Origin of the sequence: Porticoccus sp., assembly GCF_965660005.1 — a bacterium.
Classification (GTDB): Bacteria; Pseudomonadota; Gammaproteobacteria; order Pseudomonadales; family Porticoccaceae; genus Porticoccus.
In genome coordinates this window covers 13,083-32,531 of the sequence record NZ_CBFHYF010000009.1, presented here as the reverse complement: position 1 = coordinate 32,531, position 19,449 = coordinate 13,083, and the positions used below count along the sequence as shown (strand labels likewise).

19 protein-coding genes are annotated in these 19,449 nt (G+C 55.8%); 12 read left to right on the top strand and 7 right to left on the bottom strand.

Going from position 1 to position 19,449, the window contains the following annotated elements; translation table 11 throughout:
• Positions 1-100 precede the first annotated feature (100 nt).
• Both ACTF5G_RS03835 and ACTF5G_RS03830 read left to right on the top strand, forming a co-directional pair.
• Positions 101-1,114, top strand: coding sequence for an NADP-dependent oxidoreductase (locus tag ACTF5G_RS03835; protein WP_438951493.1), 1,014 nt, complete (start codon positions 101-103; stop codon positions 1,112-1,114).
• A 97-nt stretch (positions 1,115-1,211) separates the two neighbouring features.
• A complete protein-coding gene (locus ACTF5G_RS03830) occupies positions 1,212-1,670 on the top strand; it encodes an EVE domain-containing protein (RefSeq protein WP_438951492.1) in 459 nt (152 codons plus the stop codon).
• Here ACTF5G_RS03830 and ACTF5G_RS03825 read toward each other — a convergent pair.
• From ACTF5G_RS03825 to bioB, 4 genes are all read right to left on the bottom strand, one after another.
• On the bottom strand, positions 1,667-1,855 hold the full coding sequence (locus tag ACTF5G_RS03825) for a DUF3094 family protein (protein WP_438951491.1): 189 nt from the start codon (positions 1,853-1,855) through the stop codon (positions 1,667-1,669). The two genes, ACTF5G_RS03830 and ACTF5G_RS03825, sit on opposite strands and share 4 nt — an antisense overlap.
• Positions 1,856-1,872: 17 nt before the next feature.
• Positions 1,873-2,571: a dethiobiotin synthase gene (gene bioD / locus ACTF5G_RS03820; protein WP_438951490.1), complete on the bottom strand. Its 699-nt coding sequence runs from the start codon at positions 2,569-2,571 to the stop codon at positions 1,873-1,875.
• Between the two features lie 54 nt (positions 2,572-2,625).
• Positions 2,626-3,810 carry an 8-amino-7-oxononanoate synthase gene (gene bioF, locus ACTF5G_RS03815; protein ID WP_438951489.1) on the bottom strand — a complete coding sequence of 395 codons (1,185 nt, stop codon included), beginning with the start codon at positions 3,808-3,810 and terminating at the stop codon, positions 2,626-2,628.
• Between the two features lie 96 nt (positions 3,811-3,906).
• Positions 3,907-4,965, bottom strand: a complete 1,059-nt coding sequence (gene bioB / locus ACTF5G_RS03810) for a biotin synthase BioB (RefSeq protein ID WP_438951488.1) — start codon at positions 4,963-4,965, stop codon at positions 3,907-3,909.
• A 91-nt stretch (positions 4,966-5,056) separates the two neighbouring features.
• On the opposite strand from bioB, the gene ACTF5G_RS03805 reads away from it, so the two are divergent.
• From ACTF5G_RS03805 to ACTF5G_RS03790, 4 genes are all read left to right on the top strand, one after another.
• On the top strand, positions 5,057-5,827 hold the full coding sequence (locus ACTF5G_RS03805) for a ComF family protein (RefSeq protein ID WP_438951519.1): 771 nt from the start codon (positions 5,057-5,059) through the stop codon (positions 5,825-5,827).
• 51 nt (positions 5,828-5,878) lie between these two features.
• Complete coding sequence (cysE, locus tag ACTF5G_RS03800) at positions 5,879-6,664, top strand: serine O-acetyltransferase (RefSeq protein ID WP_438951487.1); 786 nt, start codon at positions 5,879-5,881, stop codon at positions 6,662-6,664.
• 15 nt (positions 6,665-6,679) lie between these two features.
• A complete protein-coding gene (locus ACTF5G_RS03795; RefSeq protein WP_438951486.1) occupies positions 6,680-6,940 on the top strand; it encodes a DUF5062 family protein in 261 nt (86 codons plus the stop codon).
• Positions 6,941-7,174: 234 nt separating this feature from the next.
• Positions 7,175-7,684 (top strand): tetratricopeptide repeat protein, encoded by a 510-nt coding sequence (locus ACTF5G_RS03790; RefSeq protein WP_438951485.1) that lies wholly within the window; start codon positions 7,175-7,177, stop codon positions 7,682-7,684.
• A 108-nt stretch (positions 7,685-7,792) separates the two neighbouring features.
• On the opposite strand, the gene ACTF5G_RS03785 is transcribed toward ACTF5G_RS03790, so the two are convergent.
• Positions 7,793-8,284, bottom strand: a complete 492-nt coding sequence (locus ACTF5G_RS03785; RefSeq protein ID WP_438951484.1) for a TIGR00645 family protein — start codon at positions 8,282-8,284, stop codon at positions 7,793-7,795.
• 770 nt (positions 8,285-9,054) lie between these two features.
• Here ACTF5G_RS03785 and ACTF5G_RS03780 point away from each other — a divergent pair.
• The 6 genes from ACTF5G_RS03780 to ACTF5G_RS03755 all read left to right on the top strand — a co-directional run bounded on the left by ACTF5G_RS03780 (position 9,055) and on the right by ACTF5G_RS03755 (position 17,306).
• The gene (locus tag ACTF5G_RS03780; RefSeq protein WP_438951483.1) at positions 9,055-10,188 is read left to right on the top strand and encodes an aminotransferase class V-fold PLP-dependent enzyme; all 1,134 of its coding nucleotides are present in this window, start codon (positions 9,055-9,057) and stop codon (positions 10,186-10,188) included.
• 143 nt (positions 10,189-10,331) lie between these two features.
• Positions 10,332-12,209 carry a peptide-binding protein gene (locus ACTF5G_RS03775; protein ID WP_438951482.1) on the top strand — a complete coding sequence of 626 codons (1,878 nt, stop codon included), beginning with the start codon at positions 10,332-10,334 and terminating at the stop codon, positions 12,207-12,209.
• 7 nt (positions 12,210-12,216) lie between these two features.
• On the top strand, positions 12,217-13,599 hold the full coding sequence (locus tag ACTF5G_RS03770; protein WP_438951481.1) for an ABC transporter permease: 1,383 nt from the start codon (positions 12,217-12,219) through the stop codon (positions 13,597-13,599).
• A complete protein-coding gene (locus tag ACTF5G_RS03765; protein WP_438951480.1) occupies positions 13,592-14,794 on the top strand; it encodes an ABC transporter permease in 1,203 nt (400 codons plus the stop codon). Before ACTF5G_RS03770 ends, ACTF5G_RS03765 begins: the two co-directional genes overlap by 8 nt.
• A complete protein-coding gene (locus tag ACTF5G_RS03760) occupies positions 14,791-16,485 on the top strand; it encodes an ABC transporter ATP-binding protein (protein WP_438951479.1) in 1,695 nt (564 codons plus the stop codon). Before ACTF5G_RS03765 ends, ACTF5G_RS03760 begins: the two co-directional genes overlap by 4 nt.
• Complete coding sequence (locus ACTF5G_RS03755; protein WP_438951478.1) at positions 16,476-17,306, top strand: hypothetical protein; 831 nt, start codon at positions 16,476-16,478, stop codon at positions 17,304-17,306. The genes ACTF5G_RS03760 and ACTF5G_RS03755 overlap by 10 nt, the downstream gene beginning before the upstream one ends.
• A 402-nt stretch (positions 17,307-17,708) precedes the next feature.
• Here ACTF5G_RS03755 and ACTF5G_RS03750 read toward each other — a convergent pair whose 3' ends face one another.
• Both ACTF5G_RS03750 and ACTF5G_RS03745 read right to left on the bottom strand, forming a co-directional pair.
• Entirely contained in the window at positions 17,709-19,205 is a 1,497-nt protein-coding gene (locus ACTF5G_RS03750; protein ID WP_438951477.1) for a PepSY-associated TM helix domain-containing protein, read from the bottom strand.
• A complete protein-coding gene (locus tag ACTF5G_RS03745) occupies positions 19,199-19,444 on the bottom strand; it encodes a hypothetical protein (protein WP_438951476.1) in 246 nt (81 codons plus the stop codon). Before ACTF5G_RS03745 ends, ACTF5G_RS03750 begins: the two co-directional genes overlap by 7 nt.
• Positions 19,445-19,449: the final 5 nt, after the last annotated feature.

The window sequence follows — 19,449 nt, the reverse complement described above, 5'->3', positions numbered from 1 at the left end:
GTTCCGTCTGTATCGCAATACCAACCGGGCATAAAACGCCGCCGCAAGGCACACAAAGTCGCCCTATTTCAAGATGATAAAAAGAAAGGAGAACAACACCATGTCAGACATTAATCGAGTATGGCGTTTGCGCAAGCGCCCGGTCGGCGATATTACCGATGATGTATTAAGCCTGGAACAGGAAACCATACCGGAACCCGGTGAAGGCGAGTGCCTGTTCCGCCTCAACTACCTGTCTCTGGATCCCACCAACCGGATCTGGATGAGCGACATGGAACAATACATGGAACCGGTGGCGATCAACGCCCCGATGCGTGGTGTGGTCTGCGGCACCGTAATCAAAAGCAATACCCCCGAGTTCAAGGCCGGTGATATTGTCAGCGGTATCGGCAGCTGGGCGGATTACCAGATCGGCTCACCGGCCACCGTTGGCCTGTTGGGCGAGGTTGGCGACGTCCCGGTTATCGATGCCTTCGGCACACTGGCTCTGGTTGGCCCCACCGCCTATTTCTGTCTGCTGGAAATCGGCGACCCACAACCCGGTGAAACCGTGGTCGTTTCCACGGCAGCAGGCGCTGTGGGATGCCTCGTTGGTCAGATCGCCAAGATCAAGGGATGCCATGTGGTTGGACTGACCGGCTCAGATGAGAAATGTCAGTGGATTACCGGAGAACTCGGCTTTGATGCGGCCGTCAACTACAAAACCGAAAATGTCGCGGAGGCACTCGCCAAAGCCTGTCCAAACGGTATCGACGTCTATTTTGATAACGTCGGTGGAAAGATTCTCGACGAATGTCTCAAGCAGATGAATCTGCATGGCCGTATCCCAACCTGCGGCCTGATCTCCCAGTACAATGCCACTGAACCGGTGCCCGGCCCCTACAACTATGACCTGATTCTGATGCATCGCCTGAAGATTCAGGGTTTCATCATTCTGGATTACATGGATCGTTATCCGGAAGCGACCGAGGCACTGATTGGCTGGATGAAGGAAGGCAGACTGAAAGCCCGTCTGGATGTGTCAGAGGGTCTGGAAACGGCCCTGCAGGCGGTCAAGAAGCTGTATACCGGTGACAATACCGGCAAACTGATGGTTCGGGTCAAAGACGTCTGACAACCCGTTGGCTTTGCCGAAAAAACCAGCCGGGCTCAGCAATTGCGGCAGCCCGGCATTCCCGGACACCTCAACTTGCCTCCCCCCCCGACTGACCATGTCTTACTGGCTGTTCAAATCCGAACCCGATGTTTACGGTATTGACGACCTGGCCGCCGAACCGGGCCAGCAGTGCCGATGGGGTGGGATTCGCAACTATCAGGCGCGCAACCATCTGCGCGACCGGGTCAAACCGGGGGATCAGGCGTTGTTCTATCACTCAAGCTGTAAAGCCGTCGGGATTGCCGGGATTATGGACGTCACCAGCGCAGGTTATCCTGACCCCGACCAGTTTGATGCGGCGAGCGACGGCTACGACCCGGTCAGCACAGTCAACAAACCCCGCTGGTTTTGTGTGGATGTAAAACTGGTCAGAAAATTTGTGCAGCTGATACCACTCTCGGAATTGAAACAGCAGAGGGCACTGGAAGACATGGTGCTGTTCAGACAGGGGCGATTGTCTATCGTCCCTGTCACGGACGAGGAATGGCAGACTATTGTATCTCCGGCTGGTTAAACCGCGCCAATTATTCTGGCGAAAAACCAGGCGACACCGCCCATTGCCGCCACCACTATCCACCACAGGAACAACAGACTGAAGCGAAACGGTTTTCGCTCCACAGAATGAATGCCCGAGTTAACTACCTCACGAATTCGCTGCAGATCTTCCTCTGAATACTCGTCTTCGCTTCTCATGCCCATAAATCATTCACCACAGATTAATTTGCTTTTTTCGCCATCAACAGATCGGTTTTCAGGTATGGCGCTGCCTGCTCCGGGATCGGATCCGGCAACCATGGCACTGCGCCGATCATGGGGCATGGCAATCGCGCTTGCAAGCTTGCCAGAGTCTCTTGATAACGGTCCATTTCAACAGAACCAGGTTGGTTAGCCACCCAACCCGCCAGCGACAGGCCATCCCGCTGAATCGCCTCTGCGGAGAGCAGCGTATGGTTGATACAACCCAATTCCATTGCCACCACCAGAATCACCGGCAACTGCAGAATTTTGGCCAGATCGGCAAATGTTTCCCGCTCATTCAGGGGCACGCGCCAACCACCCGCCCCTTCGACCAGTAAAAGGTCCACTGGTTGCATCATAATACCACGGCAAAATCCTGCCAGCCGTTCGGCGCTCAGTCGACGACCGGCCTCCGCAGCGGCAATATGGGGTGCGATCGCCGGCGCCAGGGCAACCGGATTCACCTCTTCGTAGGACAGTGGCAGACTCGACTGGGCGAATAGCGCCAGGGCGTCCGCGTTGCGGAGACCCTCAGCCGTGGCCTCACACCCGGCAGCCACCGGTTTCAAGCCGACGGTAGTCAATCCGCAGTCACGGCCCGCTGCCAACAGCGCGGTGCTGATCAGGGTTTTACCGACACCAGTATTGGTCCCTGTGACAAAAAATCGTTTAGTCATTGCAGAATATATCGTAGGTGGCAGCTCGGCTTGACGGAGAACGTGGATTGTTCACTAAGAACCTCGCCCGGCTTCCGCCAATGTCTTGCCGATTGCCTCAACCAGCCCATCTACCTGGTCATCGGTATGTTCGGCACAAAGGGTTATACGCAATCTCGCACTGCCCACCGGGACAGTGGGCGAGCGGATTGCCCCCACCAGAAACCCTCTGGCACGCAAGCCTTCACCGACCCGGTAACAGAGTGCATCATCGTGCAACATGACCGGCTGAATCGGCGTGGCAGAATTCAACAGCTCCAGCCCGAGTGCGCCAATCCCCGCCCTGAACCGTTCAATCAGGCTGATCAGTCTTTCCCTGCGCCAACTTTCCCGGCGCAGTATTTTCAGGCTGATACGAGTAGCAGCCGCCACGGAAGGTGGCAATGCCGTGGTATAAATGTAGGTGCGGGCATACTGGATCAGGGTTTCGATCAGGGCATCGGAACCGGCCACAAAGGCACCGAAGGTACCAAACGCCTTGCCCAGGGTTCCCACCAGCACCGGCACGTCGGTGACACGGAGACCATAGTGCTCTGTCAGTCCAGCACCGTTTTTACCCAGCACACCGAAACCGTGGGCATCGTCCACCATCAGCCAGCCAGCCTGTTCGGCACAGGCCCGCGCCAGTGCCGGCAACGGGGCCAGGTCGCCATCCATACTGAATACGCCATCCGTGACCACCAGTTTTCGACCGTGCTCCGACTTTGCCAACCGCCGGGCGAGATCACCGACATCGGCATGCCGATAGCGCTGACAGGGAGCGTTGCTGGCCAGCCCACCATCCAGCAGAGATGCGTGGTTGAGGCGATCCTGATAGACATGATCGCCCTTGTCGACAAGTGCCCGGATAGCGCCCAGGTTTGCCATGTAGCCGGTGGAAAACAACAGCGCCCGGGGATGACCCGTAAATGTGGCCAGCTCTTCCTCCAGGGCATGGTGCTCCTGGGAGTGGCCATAAACCAGGTGCGAGGCACCGCTGCCGACGCCGTAGGTTTCGACACCGCGGCGCATACTGTCAATCACCGCCGGGTGACTGGCCAACCCCAGATAATCATTGCTGCAAAAGGCCACGCAGGTTTTGCCATCCACCTGCACAATGCTGTTCTGGGCCGACTGCAACAGGTGTCGACGGCGGTACAGGTTGTCGACCAGGCGCTGATTCAATCGCGCCTGCAACACCTGGTCCATGGATAATGTCATCTGACCCTTCCCTCCAGGTGAGCAAATTCACTGCCCCAGCGACGATCTTTGATAAAAATACGGCTGCTTTTGCAGATGGCACTCGTTAACGTGCGGCTAATTCACGGCGTTGTAAAACAGGTGGTCTGTTTCCACCTCGGCCACCGCCCGCTGTAAAGCCCGCTCTTCCTCAAGGCTGTCCCGTTCAACCCGGTGTGTTTCAGGCTGGATACCGAGACGGCTGAGCAGCTGCATGTCGCTGTTGGCCTTGGGATTGGGGGTGGTGAGCAACTTTTCACAGTAGAAAATGGAATTGGCCCCCGCCATAAAAGCCAGTGCCTGCATCTGGTCATTCATCTCCTCGCGGCCGGCAGACAGCCGCACATGGGATTTGGGCATCAGGATACGGGCTACCGCAATCGTGCGAAGAAAATCGAAGGGATCTAGATCCTCCTGGCTGTCCAGAGGAGTGCCCGCCACTTTCACCAGCATATTGATCGGCACCGACTCCGGATGGTGGGGAAGATTGGCCAATTGCATTAATAGTCCTGCCCGGTCTTTTTCCCCCTCACCCATACCGACGATGCCCCCCGCACAGACTTTCATCCCTGCCCGGCGCACATTATCCAGGGTGTTAAGACGATCCTCATAGGTGCGCGTGGTGATGATTTCACCGTAATACTCCGGAGATGTATCAAGGTTGTGGTTGTAATAATCCAGACCTGCATCGGCCAGTAACCGGGCCTGTTCTGCCTCCAGCATCCCCAGAGTCATGCAGGTTTCCAGGCCGAGCGCCTTGACCTGACGAACCATCTCGGTCACCACGGGCATATCCTTGTCTTTTGGTGATCGCCAGGCAGCCCCTATGCAGAAACGGGTGGCACCGCTCGCCCGGGCGGCTTTCGCCTCCTCGATCACCTGCTCCACCGCCAGCAGCTTCTCTTTTTCAAGGCCCGTGTCATAGCGGGCACTTTGCGGACAGTACTTACAGTCTTCCGGGCAGGCACCCGTTTTGATCGAAAGCAAGGTACTGAGCTGTACTTCATTGGGATTGAAATGCTGGCGATGCACAAGCTGCGCCTGAAATATCAGGTCATTGAAGGGCTGGCTGAACAGCGCCAAAACCTCATCGCGGCTCCAGTCATGGCGGATATCTGTGGTGTGGCTGGCGGGCATTGGCAATCTCTCATATAGTGCAGTGACAGCTCGCCATGATAGGTGAGCCAGTGCGACTGTCAACCAAAAATGGATTTGAGGTTAACAAGTGATGTTGCCACCGGCAAAAACCCTGTTCGCTATAAAAGCCCTGCTGGGCAACCACCCATGGAGCCGGTTGCTGGATAGAGTAAGTTATGGATTGCTGCCGGGACAGTGTCTGCTGTGTGGTATCGCCTCCGGGCGGAGACGGGATCTGTGCATCGATTGCCAGGACGCATTGCCCTTTAATCAACCAGCCTGTTATCAGTGTGCCTTACCACTGCCCACCCCGGCCATTTGCGGTCAGTGTCTGGCCAATCCACCCGCGTTTGATCACTGTATCGCCCCTTTGCGCTATGGGTTCCCCGTCGATCGACTGGTCAACAGTTTCAAGCACGGAGGTCACTTCAACCGGGGCACCTTACTGGCTGAGCTATTGGTATCCGCTATCCTGGCATCTCAGAACGATTCGGAATCAACGCTGCCGGAATTGCTGGTGCCGGTACCACTGCACTGGCGACGGCAATTTAGCCGCGGCTTCAACCAGGCGGGCTGGCTGTCCCGCTATTTGAGCAAGCGACTTGCCATCCCGACAGATCAGCGGCTACTCAGCCGCCACCGGCACACCCCACACCAGCAGGGGCAATCCCGCAAGGAGCGACTGACCAACATCAGGGGCGCCTTTCAACTCAATGCACCGGTGCAAGGCAAACACATTGCCCTGGTGGATGATGTGATGACCACCGGCACCACCGTTGGGGAACTGAGTGATTTACTGATGGGGGCAGGGGCAGCCAGAATCGATGTTTGGTGTCTGGCGCGAACGCCGCTGGAAAATTAACCAGCTGACCTTGATAATGGCCCCCACTGTTAAACATCAAGATTTCTGCTTATGAGTACGAGCCTTTGGCAAAAAATTCAGCAGGAAGCCTCGGCAGTAGCTGAGGAAGAGCCGGTACTGGCCAGCTTTCTGCAAGTCACTATTCTGAAACACGACTCCATGCTGGCAGCTTTGGGTTTTCTGCTGGCGGAAAAACTGGGCTGCAGCGCCATGTCGGCACTCACGCTGCATGAAGTGTTCGGAGAGGCTTTTGCAGCAGATCCGGATATCGAGGACTCCATCAATTGCGATATTCTCGCTATTTATCAGCGGGATTCTGCCTGCCAGAACCTCTTTTCCACGTTTCTCTACTACAAGGGGTTCCACGCCTTGCAGGCATGGCGCGCCGCCCATTGGCTGTGGCTGCAGGACAGGAAGTCGCTGGCATTGATCCTGCAAAACCGGATATCGGTAACCTTTGGTGTGGACATTCACCCCGCCGCCAAAATCGGTCGCGGCATCATGTTTGATCACGCTACCGGCATTGTTATCGGTGAAACAGCCATCGTCGAAGACTGTGTATCCATCCTGCAATCAGTGACTCTCGGTGGCACCGGCAAGGAATCCGGCGACCGCCATCCCAAAGTAAGGCGGGGCGTGATGATTGGCCCGGGCGCAAAAATTCTCGGCAATATCGAAGTTGGTGCCGGCTCCAAAATAACAGCCGCCAGCGTGGTATTGAACGATGTCCCCGCCCACTCCGTAGTTGCGGGAGTGCCTGCGACCGTTGTCGGCACGATTGATATTGACTCCCCGGCCGAATTGATGGATCAGGGACTTACCGGCTGCTGTGACTGAATCAGGAAATTATCCATGTCCAAACTGAAAAATGAGACCGAACTCCTCAAGGAAGCACTGCGGGTGGGAATGATCTACGCGGAAAAACGCGGTGCAGCAAAATTTGAAGCCAGCGACTCAGCCAACGAAAAGATCGAATATATTTATAAACTGCTGGTGCACGACAAACTGATTCAGCCACTGGCCAATGAACAGCACGACATCGTCCACATGAAACATAAACTGGCATTGTGGATGGCGCGACAGTTGCCTGCGGGGCACCGATTGCTGCAATGACAGGGACAATGACCGTTGCAAATGGCTGCGCCAACCACTGCATGACCAACGCGGCTATTGGTGACCCATTTTAAATACTGATCCGTTAGGCAAAGTGAACTCGTAACCAAACATGCAATCAAACGTTTCAGCCAGGGAAACTCAGGTACGATGAAAGTGGCTGCTTCCCGAACAGGTGGCCAGAGTAAGTTTTACCGGCGATGAAATAACAGAATCATCATGTCAGGAGTATCTGTGAAATACATCAGCGCATTGATAATGGGTATTATTTTTTCAGTCTCAGCACTGGCTGAAACCCTTGAACAGGGCTACGAAGCGGTCCGCAATGGCAAACTGGAAGAGGGTTACGCGATTCTATCGGAGCTGGCCGCCACAGGTGATGCCGACGCACAGTATGGTGTTGCCATCCTCTACAAGGAAGGCTGGGGAACCGACAAGGACATCAAAACAGCCTTTGACTACTATCAAAAGGCTGCCCTGAAGGACCACCCCGGGGCGCTTTTTGAAATGGGCTGGTTCTATCAGTCTGGCGAGAATGTGGCACAGGATTACGCCGAGGCCATAAAGTGGTACGAGAAAGCCGCCAATAAAGGCCATCCTGTGGCAATGTACGCACTGGGTGGCTTGTACTATAACGGTATGGGTACTACGAAGAGTGAAGAGAAGGGTATGGTGTGGTTCAAAAAATCAGCCGATAAGGGCTATCCACCGGCGCTGGAATTCGTCAATGAACCATTGCGCTAATCGGCGATAATATACACAGGTCAAGAAAACCACGTTGCCTTTCCTGACCTTCTTACCTTGTCCAGTACCTTATCTGCCCAGACAATCCTGCTGACACGCGGACTTGAACTAGTGGCGGGTCATGATTCTGTCCAGCAACCCCATGGCAAAAGCAGAAATCACAAAAGTCATATGTAAAACGACATACCAGAGAATTTTGTCGTTCTCTATTTCCGGGGCATTCATGAAAATTTTCAGCAGGTGGATCGACGAAATGGCCACAATGGACGCCGCCACTTTGTTTTTCAGTGAGCTGGTATCAAGCTTGCCCAACCAGACCAGTTTGTCAGTGGATTCATTCAGATCCAGTTGCGAAACAAAATTCTCATAGCCGGCAAACATCACCATGACAATCAGGCCACCCACCAAGGCAATATCCACCAGTGAAAGTACCACCAGAATAAGATCCATTTCGGACATGGTCAGAATCATGGGCAAAGTGTGCGCCACTTCGACAAAAAACTTTATGCCAAGGGCCAACAGGGCAAAACTCAACCCAAAATAAATGGGCGCCAGCAACCAGCGGGCGGCATACATGGTATTTTCGAAGATCTTTTCCATTCCGACTTCCTGTGTAAAAAGGACTTGCCGACAGACCCACTGATGGATCGCCCGGATCGGGGCGACCTGTGCTGACCTGACTACGCTGTTTTCCTGCCATTAAACGCTAATGACAGGCCAGAAAAAGGGCCATTTTTCAATGGCCCTGTTGTACTTCGGCGGACAGTTTATCCTACGAAGCATGGTCGTGAACATTTAAAGCAGCCGTTGACCTGCTGAAAATGTTTTTTCGCCTCCCTGACTGCTCCCTGGCAGGTGGGGAAATTACCCAGAGATTTCTGATCCACAGAGTCTGGCAAGTCCGGACACCAAGTCCCGAGGTTGTGGACAACATGATTCCCATTTTCCTGTGGTTTTTTAGTCACAATATATCTAGCCATAGCTCTCTTCATCATCTTATTGTTAGTCAACACCCACCGCATTAACATGTGATTAATACAGCATTAGCCGCGAATGAAACAGAAGCTGAAATCAACTGCGGAATGACTAAAACTATCGATTTTTTAGCAAGTTATCAACAATTCAATCGCACCACTCGATGATATTTTGCTGGCCCTCGGTCAGTTCTTTAGGCAGAAAATTTTGACTTGCCCGCCGGTTTTTTGGATAACCCGACTAAAACTGTTCTCTGCATGGCACATTCATAATTAACCACTTATGCGACAAATCTGTTGCAGCGATGCGACGACAAGCTTTGGGAATCTTCACCGGCTTAAAATATACTGACCGGCCACACTTCAAGAATCACGCACTGGCAAGAAGGAGCCCCCATGTCCGGTTTACTCCCCGATACCGATCCCGATGGTCTGCTGGAGTACTCAGTAGTCTTTACCGATCGCTCCCTGAATCACATGTCCAAACGCTTTCAGGCAGTGATGAATGATATCTCAAACACATTGAAGCAGGTTTATCATGCCGAGGCCGTTGTGGTGGTTCCCGGTGGCGGCACCTACGGAATGGAAGCGGTCGCCCGTCAATTCGCCACAGACAAAAAATGCCTGGTTATCCGCAACGGCTGGTTCAGCTATCGCTGGAGCCAGATTCTGGAAATGGGCAAGATCAGCAATGACATTACCGTGATGAAAGCACGGCCAGTGGACAATGATCCCCAGCAACCGTCTCTGGCACCGGCCCCGATTGATGAAGTGACTGCGTGGATTCACACAGAAAAACCGGCGATAGTCTTTGCACCCCACGTGGAAACCGCCGCTGGCATGCTGCTGCCGGATCACTACATTCGAGCGGTAGCGGACGCCGTTCACGCAGTGGGGGGCCTGTTTGTACTCGACTGTATTGCGTCTGGCACGCTCTGGATGGATATGCAGGCCTGTGGCGTCGACATCCTGATCAGTGCACCGCAAAAGGGCTGGAGCGCATCGCCCTGCAGTGCACTGGTCATGCTGGGCAAGGAGGCGCAACAGCGCATTGAGCACACCATCAGCAGCAGCTTTGCCTGCGACCTGCGCAAATGGCTACAGATCATGGAAGCCTATGAAAAGGGCGGCCACGCCTACCACGCCACCATGCCCACCGACGCCCTGCTGCAATTCCGTGACACCATGCAGGAAACCGAAGCCTACGGCTTCGACAAGGTAAAGCAGGAGCAGCTCGAGCTGGGACAGCAGGTTCGCCAACTTCTCACTGACCGGGGTTTCAAGAGCGTTGCCGCCGAGGGCTTTCAGGCACCCGGCGTCGTGGTCTGCTTTACCGATGACCCGGACCTCCACAATGGCCGGAAATTTATGGAGCAAGGCCTGCAGATTGCCGCCGGGGTGCCCCTGCAATGCGACGAGCCTGTCGGCTTCAGAACCTTCAGAATCGGGTTATTTGGTCTCGACAAACTGCACAATATCGAGCGCACGGTCACCCACCTCCGTCGAGCATTGGAAAACATGCCAGCATAACGGTGATTAACCGCTGTAATGATCCACCCGTTCATTCGACAAGTTCGGCAAGATACTTTGACAATCATTGAACACTCTGCGCTGGAAGTACTCATACAACAAGGCAGTCGACAGGCCAACTCTATAGACATGGGCGGATCAACATGAAAAATGGAAACGTGGCTATCAGCCGGGTTGCTTTTTGGCTGGGCATTGCCGTTCTGGGCCTGCTGATACTGTTATTGATGATCCAGATTGACCGGCAGTGGACCCGCATGAACGACATCACCCGGCTGATGGAGGAGCAGGCTCAGGATATTCGCTCTACCCGGGGTATTTTACGCAACCTGGAGCAGACGGTCCGCACCGCACGCTTCAATACGTCCGAGGCAAATCAACGCTTGAGCGATGCCGATAACAGGGCCGATGCCTTCGAGCGTGCCAGGCTGGCCACGCAACAGGCTAATTATGCCCAGGGGGACTGGTTGATGCTGGCCTTCGGCAGCGGCCTCACCACTCTGACACCACTGGTCTCAGGGGACGCCTACTCCTCGGAAGTTCAACAATACGTCCTCGAGCCCCTGCTGGTGCGAGACCCGGACACACTGGAGTGGAGCGGGCTACTGGCAGAAGACTGGCAGGTATCCGATGACGGACTCACCATCAACTTTACCCTGCGGCGCGATATCAGCTTTTCCGACGGGGTGGCCCTGACCGCCAGGGATGTGCAGTTCACGTTTGAATTCATCATGAACGAAGCCATTGCCGCACCGCGCAGTCGCGCCTACCTGTCACGCATTGAACGGGTCACCGCGTTGGACAATTACCACGTGGAATTCGTTTTCAAGGAGCCCTATTTCAACAGTCTCCAACTGGCGGGTGGATTGACGATCATGCCGGAACATTTCTACAAACGCTTTCTGGATGAGCCACGCACCTTTAATGAGAGCCGCGGGCTGCTGCTGGGTTCAGGTCCCTACCGTCTCAATAATCCGGAGAACTGGACGCCCGACCAGGGCCGTGTTGAGCTGGAGCGCAATCCCCGCTACTGGGGTCCGGTAGACGGTTCCTTCGACCGGATTGTGTGGCGGATTATCGAAAATGACAGTGCCCGCCTCACCACCTTCCGCAATGGCGATATCGACGTTTACGGAGCGCGCCCAAGGGAATACCAACGCCTGCTTGACGACCGCGGTATCAGTGAACGCAGCAAGCATTTTGAGTACATGAGCCCCACCGCCGGCTACAGCTTCATTGCCTGGAACCAGCAGCGCGGCGGCAAAGGCAGCCTCTTCAGCGATACCCGGATTCGACTGGCCATGTCCCTGCTGACCGACGTGGAGCGTATGCTGGAGGAGATTTTCCTCGGCTACGGCCAACCCGCAGTGAGCCCATTTATGCCGGGATCATCCCAGCACAACCCGGAAAATCAGCCCTTCCCGCGTGATATGGAAAAAGCCAAACGGTTACTTGCCGAGGCGGGCTTTGTGGATCGCAACGGCGACGGCATTCTGCAGGCAGAGGACGGCACAAATTTTGAGTTCGAACTGACTTTCTTCCAGGACAATGACGACACCCGACAGATGGTGCTGTTCCTCCGGGACCTCTATGCCCGCGCCGGTATTCTGATGAAACCGAAACCCACCGAGTGGTCCGTGATGGTAGAAGATCTGCGGCAAAAGAATTTTGATGCCATCACACTCGGCTGGACCTCCGGTATCGAAATCGATATCTACCAGATGTTCCACTCCAGTCAATCCATGGAAAACGGCGACAACTTCATCAATTACCGCAACCCGGAACTGGATGCGACGATTGATGCCGCACGCGGCGAAGTCGATGAAGAGCAACGAATGAAGCTGTGGCACAAGGCAGAACGCATTCTGGTGGAAGACCAGCCCTACACGTTTCTGTTCCGCCGCAATACTCTGGCCTTTGTGGATGATCGAATTAGCAACCTGGAAAAAACCGGGCTGGGACTGAACCTGATGAGTGTGCCGGTGGAGATCTACGTTCCGGCTGATCGTCAGCGCAATCGTTGAACTGCCGATGCTGAATTATTTATTGCGCCGCACACTGCTGATGATACCGACTCTGCTCGGTATTACGCTGGTCGTCTTCGTTGTCATGGCATCGGCCCCGGGCGGCATTACCGCCCAGTCACTGGTGGACGGCATGGAACTGGAACCGGAGAGCCGCCGGGCACTGGAGGAGTACTACAACAAGCTCTATGGACTGGATCAGCCAGCGCCGGTGCAGTATCTGCGCTGGCTGAACAATATTTCGCCGATCGGTTTCGAGCGTGAACCGGATGGCACGCTGGGGGGATTCTCCCTCTGGAAAGGTGCAGACCTGGGCACCAGCTTTCGCTACGGCCGCCCGGTGATGGACCTGCTGGCAGAGCGCTTGCCGATTACCTTGCTGCTCAATCTGATCTCCATTCCCCTTATTTATGCGATTGCCATCAGCGTCGGCGTGCAGGCCGCCAGGCAACGCGGCGGGCGCTTCGATGTGGCCTCGAATATTTTCCTGCTGGGTCTGTGGTCGGTGCCCAGCATGTTGGCCGGGGTACTGTTTATCGGTTTTTTTGCTTCTGAGCAATACTGGCGCTGGTTTCCCACTGGTGGTCTGATGCGACGGGAAACCGTCGACCAAACCTTCCTGCCCCTTTTTGCCAATGCCAGTGACCTGCTGATCGCAGTGGCCTCCGTTGTCGTACTCACGCTGCTGTTGATAGCCGCAGCCATCTCCGCGCCCAGAATTGCTCGCCAGTGCGGCGGGTTCGCCATTGGGGCACTGCTCGGTTATGTCATGGCATGGGATCTCGGAGGCCAATGGGTGAGTGGTTTGCATGTGTTGCTGGCGGCATCACTGGGTTTGCTGACCAGTCTGCTGGCCGGCATGCAACACCCGGGGTTCCGTATCGCTCTGGCGGGCGCAATCGGGCTTGGCGGAGGTCTGGCACTGTCGCGATATATGGGCGTCGAGGTAATGCACGGTGGCTATCTACTGGATCGACTCTGGCATCTTATTTTGCCTATCATTGCACTGTCCTACGGCGGGTTGGCATTTCTTGCGAAACTGACACGTTCGTCACTGCTGGAGAATCTGGCTGCTGACTACGCGCGCACCGCCAGGGCAAAAGGCGTCGATGAGGAAACCGTGCTGTGGCGACACGTATTCCGCAACTCCCTGCTGCCACTGATTACAGTGTCGGCCACTCTGCTCCCCAGCCTGCTGGCAGGTTCGGTAATTGTTGAAAGTATTTTCAGTATCGATGGCATGGGCAAACTGGCTGTGGAAGCCGTGCAAACCAGGGATCGGGAGTTGGTGTTATCCATCACCCTGATCTCCGGCCTGCTGACACTGTTTGGCTATCTGCTGGCAGACATTGCCTATGCCATCGTCGATCCGAGGGTCAGTTATGACTGAGTCATCATCGGCGGACACTGCCATGCAACAGCCCTCCCAGCCCTGGACAACGCAAGTGGCGGTGTCTCTGCTGGGGCGCACCAGCGCCCGGATTGGTCTCAGCTGGATTGGCCTGTTGGTGCTTATCGCCACATTCTCGCCTTTCCTGGCCAACAGCCATCCGCTCTACATCGTAGTGAACGGACAGGCCAGCAGCCCGTTGCTGCAACATATGACCCCGCTGGACTGGGTGTGGCTGACCGGCCTTCCCATGATCCTAATGATTGCCCTGTTGCCCATCCCGTTGTGGAAAAAGTTTCTCTCGGTACTGATCGGCCTGGGACTCACCACAATAATCGCCTATGCCGTGGTCTCGCCACCGGCTCTGGTGATCTACGAGCAATATCGCGAGATGGAATCCGCCGGAAAAGTTGACACCATTGTCCGCGCACCCATCCCCTACTCGGCGAAGGATTACCTGCGCGACTATGCGGACACCGGCATCGAATCGCCACTCCTTACTTCGGAGCAGCGCCTCCACTGGATGGGTACCGATGAAAACGGCGCCGATGTCGCCTCCCGAATGATCCATGCCTCCCGAATCGCACTGGGTATCGGTTTTATCGCCACCGGTATTGCCCTGGTGATCGGTACCATCATCGGTGGTCTGATGGGCTATTTTTCAGGCATCGTGGATATTATTGGCATGCGGCTGGTGGAAATCTTCGAGGCCATTCCAACACTTTTTCTACTGCTGTCCTTTGTCGCCTTTTTCGGCCGCTCCATCTACATGATGATGGTCATTATCGGCATTACGGCCTGGTCGGGTTATGCCCGCTATGTGCGGGCGGAATTCCTGAAACTGCGGCAGCAGGATTTCGTGCAGGCCGCCGTCGCCTGTGGGCTGCCACTGCGCTCCATTCTGTTTCGCCACATGCTGCCAAACGGGTTGGCACCGCTGCTGGTGGCCACCAGTTTCGGGGTCGCTTCCGCGATTCTGGCCGAGGCAACCCTGAGCTTTCTTGGACTGGGACTGATTGATGATCCGTCCTGGGGGCAATTGCTGAATCAGGCAGTACAGTCTTCTACCTTCAACTGGTGGCTCGCGGTTTTTCCCGGCGGGGCGATTTTCCTGACGGTGTTTGCCTACAACCTGCTCGGCGAATCACTGCGAGACGCGGTGGACCCCCACACCAACCGGAGCAAGCGCGTGTGAAGTTGCTCGAGGTCGAATCGCTGATCACTGAACTGGGCGAAGCCGACAACTGGCTGCGGGCCGTCAACGGCATCAGCCTGACGGTGAATGCCGGTGAAACCTATTGTCTGGTGGGCGAATCCGGCAGTGGTAAATCCGTGACTGCTCTCTCGATCATGGGGCTATTACCCGATGGCCATTTTCGTCACCCTGCCGGCAAGGTATGTCTGCACGAACCGGGCGCAGAGACCCTCGAACCACTCAACGCCAGTGCTGAACAACTACGCAATATCCGCGGGCGACGCATTGGCATGATTTTTCAGGAACCCATGACCTCGCTGAATCCAGTGCTGACCATTGGCGACCAACTTGAAGAAGTGCTTCAGATACACCGGCCGGACCTGAACGCAGAGGCCAGACATGAGCGGATTCTGACGGCTCTGAAAGAAGTGCTGATTCCCGATCCTGCCAACCGCATTCTCGAGTATCCCCATTGCCTGTCCGGCGGCCAGCGGCAAAGGGTGATGATTGCCATGGCACTGATCTGTGAACCGGCCCTGTTGATTGCCGATGAGCCCACCACCGCATTGGATGTCACAGTACAGGCAGAAATCCTCAAACTGATGCGTGAGTTACAGACCCGCTATGGCATGGGCATGTTATTTATCACCCACGATTTCGGAGTGGTGGCCCAGATAGCTGACACGGTCGGGGTCATGCGACATGGCGAACTGGTCGAGAGCGGCAAAACTTTTGATGTGCTGAGCAATCCGCAACATGCCTATACCCGCAGCCTGATTGCCGCATTGCCGGAGCGACTGCCCCGAACGCCCCGGCCACCAGTCTCCGCACAGACTTTACTGGCAGCGGACAATCTCTCGGTTTACTTCCCGATACGCCAGGGCCTGATGCGGCGGGTTGTCGATCACTTTCATGCGGTCGATCAGGTCTCGCTCCAGGTCAATGCCGGGGAAGTACTGGCGCTGGTGGGCGAATCCGGTTGCGGTAAAACGACGCTGGGGCGGGCGTTACTGCGCTTGCAGGCAGCAACCACTGGCAGCATTCACCTGGAGGGACAGGACATCACTCACCTCGGTCGCGCTGACATGCGGCCCCTGCGGCGGCGCATGCAGGTGGTGTTTCAGGACCCCGGCTCCAGTCTCAATCCCAGGCTGCCGATTCACACATCACTGATAGAGCCCATGCGGGTTCACGGCATTGGCCGGGATGACAGGGAACGCACCCAACGGGCTGTCCGGTTTCTTGAGCGCGTGGAGATGCCAGCCGACAGCCTGTGGCGTTACCCCCACGAGTTTTCCGGCGGGCAGCGTCAGCGGCTGGCTATCGCCAGAGCGCTGGTGCTCGAGCCCCGCTTTATCCTGTGTGATGAGATCACCTCGGCTCTCGATGTCTCCGTTCAGGCCGGCATACTCCGTTTACTCAGACAACTGGTGGATGAGGATGGTATCGGTATGTTATTTATCACCCACAATATGGGTGTTGTGGATTATCTGGCAGACCGGATGGCGGTGATGCATAAAGCACGTCTTGTTGAGACAGGTCGCACAGCAGCTGTTATGGCAAACCCGCAAAATCATCACACCAGAGCCCTGCTGGATGCCGTGCCAAGACTGAATGAGGCTTTCCTGCAGACACGATCTGGCGGGGCACTGACCACTGAAACACCTGAAACGGAACCGCCATGCTCATGATTCAACATTTCTCCAGACTGGCACCCCGTATGGTACTGGTCTGCCTACTGTATTGCCTGCCATCTACGCTCGCTCTGGCAGAGAGCCAACTGGAATTCGAAGAGCCCGAAACAGAAACTACTGATGATGAAAATGTTGAGGATATTGAATCCTCCAGGCCCCTGCGAAAAAAAAGCGACAACACTTTAAAGGCAACCCACTCCGATAAGCCTGACGCCCTGGCGACGCCAGTACTCGCGCCAAAAAAAACCAAAATTGCTCCCCACATTGACTTGAAAGAGCTGGCACCCCCGCCGGGTGTTCAATCCTTTTCACCGGAGACACCCGCCAGCGAGATCGAAGAGCCAGAGCCAGCGCCACAAACCCTGACGGACGATATAGCCGAAATGTCCGATGAAGATACTCAAACCGTCGACGACCAGGCATCTGCTACTGAAGCCACCAGTGAACCTGATACGGAGCCCACAGGCGAAGTTGCCGGAGCGATTACGCTGCTCGGCACAGAAATCATGCCCGGCACCTCGACCCGGCTCTCCTGGTCGTCGGGCATGCAGATTGCCGGATTGTCCCAATCCACCCCCGTACTGGTTGTCAACGGTTCAAAGCCCGGTCCATCCCTGTGTCTGACCGGAGCGATTCATGGCGATGAGCTGAACGGCATCGAAATTGTCCGCCGTACGCTCTACGATCTGGATCCGCAAATGCTGGCCGGACAGGTGATCGGCGTACCCTCAGGGCCTGTTCGCGATAGCCCTTCTCCCGCTGGTCTCGTGCCATCCGGGCATCGGCTACCGCCTTGTCGAGCTTGTCCGATGACATGAATTTCTCCACTATTTTTAGCAAATACCTGCTGTAGCAGCGCCCCCTGTTCCGACACAGTCAGTAAGGCTGGAACCCTGTGTTCACAAAGGCTGGCTGAATCACTGTGATCCTGCCCAAAAAAGTCGGTATTGTCGAGGCCGTCCGCGGGATAACAAACAGTGGGCAGGTATTTCAGAAGGTCAAACGCCAAATGGCTATGCCCGATGCAACGCCCCCTCAACCAGAGCGGATTCGAACGGAGGGATGACTCAATCCAGTTCGTTCTTCTGAAAATTTCGACCTTTGCTGGTAGCTGCCATCACCAACAAAAGCTGACTGAGCCAGCCATCCGGTTTTTTATGGTGGGGAAGTTATCGGAAACCGTGCTACCAGAAGCACCGGCCGATCGATTAATCGATCGTTTAACGACTACTTCTTTCGGACAGGTGCGTTGGCATACCATGGCTAATCCATCGTATCTCCAGCCACACTCGCAAGGACACCAACAGCACTGAAATCAACAGCAACCCGTTAATCAGCCGAGCGGCGGGGCCAATGGAATCAAGACCAAACAGGGCAGCATGCAGCGACAGCAGCACCAAGGCCACTGCCAGCAGTGCCTTGAAACCCACTGCAAGGCAGGCTCTATCTCCACCCGCTGCGGACGCGACCAGACTCAGCAACAAACCGCCCCAGAAGATATAAATTGGCTCCCAACCCAGACCAAGCCAACCGATAGTCGACAGGGTCAACACCAGCGGAGTCCCCCACACGACCGCCACCCAGACTCCTTCCAGACGGGGGTATGGCATGCCTCTCTGCCGTTGCCGCAACAGCCAGATATTGCAGCCGGCGGCGACACAGACACAGAGACCAGCCCCCAGCAACAGGTAGAGCAATTGCACCGGCAAACCGCCAAAGTGGCCAAAATGCAGGCGAAATATCGACGCATAGATCTGAACACCGGGTTCCCCATCAGACCAGCCAGCACTCTCCAACAGCTGGCCTTCGGCGTCCAATGCATAAAATTCACTCCAGACCAGACGACCCGGCACCAGGGCACCCACTTCTGTCTGCTGGGCGGTCGTACCCGGTTCGTGGACAATAATCATATTGGGCTTCATCTCCGGGCTAATGGCCCGGACGGTCTCAAGGGCGACCGACACATTCGCCAGTGGCGCGGCTTCACCGGTCGGTTTTGGATCAGGAAGAAACAGCGATGCAGTGGCAGCGTCCGTGTCGCCCTCAAAGAACAGAGTGGCGACGACAAAACCGAGCACCTGTGACAAACCGATCACCGCGCCGGTGATGGCCAGGGCCAACGCAAACGGGCTACTCCAGACACCCAGACGATTGTGCACATCTGCCAATCGCAACCGGGCCGATCCGGACCAGCGGAGGGAAAAGGCATCTTTTATCAAATTGGGGTGAGCCAGGATGCTGCCTATCACCAGCGCTGCCAGCCCCACGCCGAGGACGCCCACCAGGGTCAACCCCCACACGGAGGGAAGAGTCAGTCGCAGGTGCAGGTTGGTGAGAAAATGGGTCCACTCATGATTGACTGGCTCACCGAGCCGCCCGGATGGATCTGCAAAAGCCCCGGTTTCGCCGGCATACACGGCAAAACGCGGCATATCAGCATAGGGCAAGGCAATAAACAGGTGGTCGGGCGGTTCGTCCGTTCGCAACGCCTCCCGCTCCATAATGGCGTTGACGGCACGGCTGATGGCACCCGGCTGCCACTCGGTAAACTCCTCCACAACGGGCTGTTCCCAGCGTTCAAACTCGGGATAAAACACCGCCACGGTGCCACTGAACACCACGATATACAGCAGTGCCGATAGTGCCAAGCCTAACCCAGAATGACCACTTAGAGCGATTTTTACGAACCTCGAACGGGCTCGATTTTCCGTTACCATAACCAACCCCCTGTTCTGTATAGCAGCAGACAACCACCCAATATCAGCGCTACAACACTGACCAATAGTGGTCGCCATAACCGGGGGTCGGCAATGCTCCACACCATGGCCAGCGGCCATAGAATTACCAGCAATAGCGCAGCACCCACCAGGCGATTGGCGTCATTCCAGTGCGAATGGGCAAACCAGCTCATCACCAGCACAGTGACCGCCAACAGCGACAATGGCCCGGCCAGCAACCAGC

Coding starts and splice junctions, on each gene's coding strand:
- ACTF5G_RS03835 (WP_438951493.1), top strand. CDS start 101: ATGTCAGACATTAATCGAGTATGGCGTTTGCGCAAGCGCCCGGTCGGC.
- ACTF5G_RS03830 (WP_438951492.1), top strand. CDS start 1,212: ATGTCTTACTGGCTGTTCAAATCCGAACCCGATGTTTACGGTATTGAC.
- ACTF5G_RS03825 (WP_438951491.1), bottom strand. CDS start 1,855: ATGGGCATGAGAAGCGAAGACGAGTATTCAGAGGAAGATCTGCAGCGA.
- bioD (WP_438951490.1), bottom strand. CDS start 2,571: ATGACTAAACGATTTTTTGTCACAGGGACCAATACTGGTGTCGGTAAA.
- bioF (WP_438951489.1), bottom strand. CDS start 3,810: ATGACATTATCCATGGACCAGGTGTTGCAGGCGCGATTGAATCAGCGC.
- bioB (WP_438951488.1), bottom strand. CDS start 4,965: ATGCCCGCCAGCCACACCACAGATATCCGCCATGACTGGAGCCGCGAT.
- ACTF5G_RS03805 (WP_438951519.1), top strand. CDS start 5,057: ATGTTGCCACCGGCAAAAACCCTGTTCGCTATAAAAGCCCTGCTGGGC.
- cysE (WP_438951487.1), top strand. CDS start 5,879: ATGAGTACGAGCCTTTGGCAAAAAATTCAGCAGGAAGCCTCGGCAGTA.
- ACTF5G_RS03795 (WP_438951486.1), top strand. CDS start 6,680: ATGTCCAAACTGAAAAATGAGACCGAACTCCTCAAGGAAGCACTGCGG.
- ACTF5G_RS03785 (WP_438951484.1), bottom strand. CDS start 8,284: ATGGAAAAGATCTTCGAAAATACCATGTATGCCGCCCGCTGGTTGCTG.
- ACTF5G_RS03780 (WP_438951483.1), top strand. CDS start 9,055: ATGTCCGGTTTACTCCCCGATACCGATCCCGATGGTCTGCTGGAGTAC.
- ACTF5G_RS03775 (WP_438951482.1), top strand. CDS start 10,332: ATGAAAAATGGAAACGTGGCTATCAGCCGGGTTGCTTTTTGGCTGGGC.
- ACTF5G_RS03770 (WP_438951481.1), top strand. CDS start 12,217: ATGCTGAATTATTTATTGCGCCGCACACTGCTGATGATACCGACTCTG.
- ACTF5G_RS03765 (WP_438951480.1), top strand. CDS start 13,592: ATGACTGAGTCATCATCGGCGGACACTGCCATGCAACAGCCCTCCCAG.
- ACTF5G_RS03755 (WP_438951478.1), top strand. CDS start 16,476: ATGCTCATGATTCAACATTTCTCCAGACTGGCACCCCGTATGGTACTG.
- ACTF5G_RS03750 (WP_438951477.1), bottom strand. CDS start 19,205: ATGGTAACGGAAAATCGAGCCCGTTCGAGGTTCGTAAAAATCGCTCTA.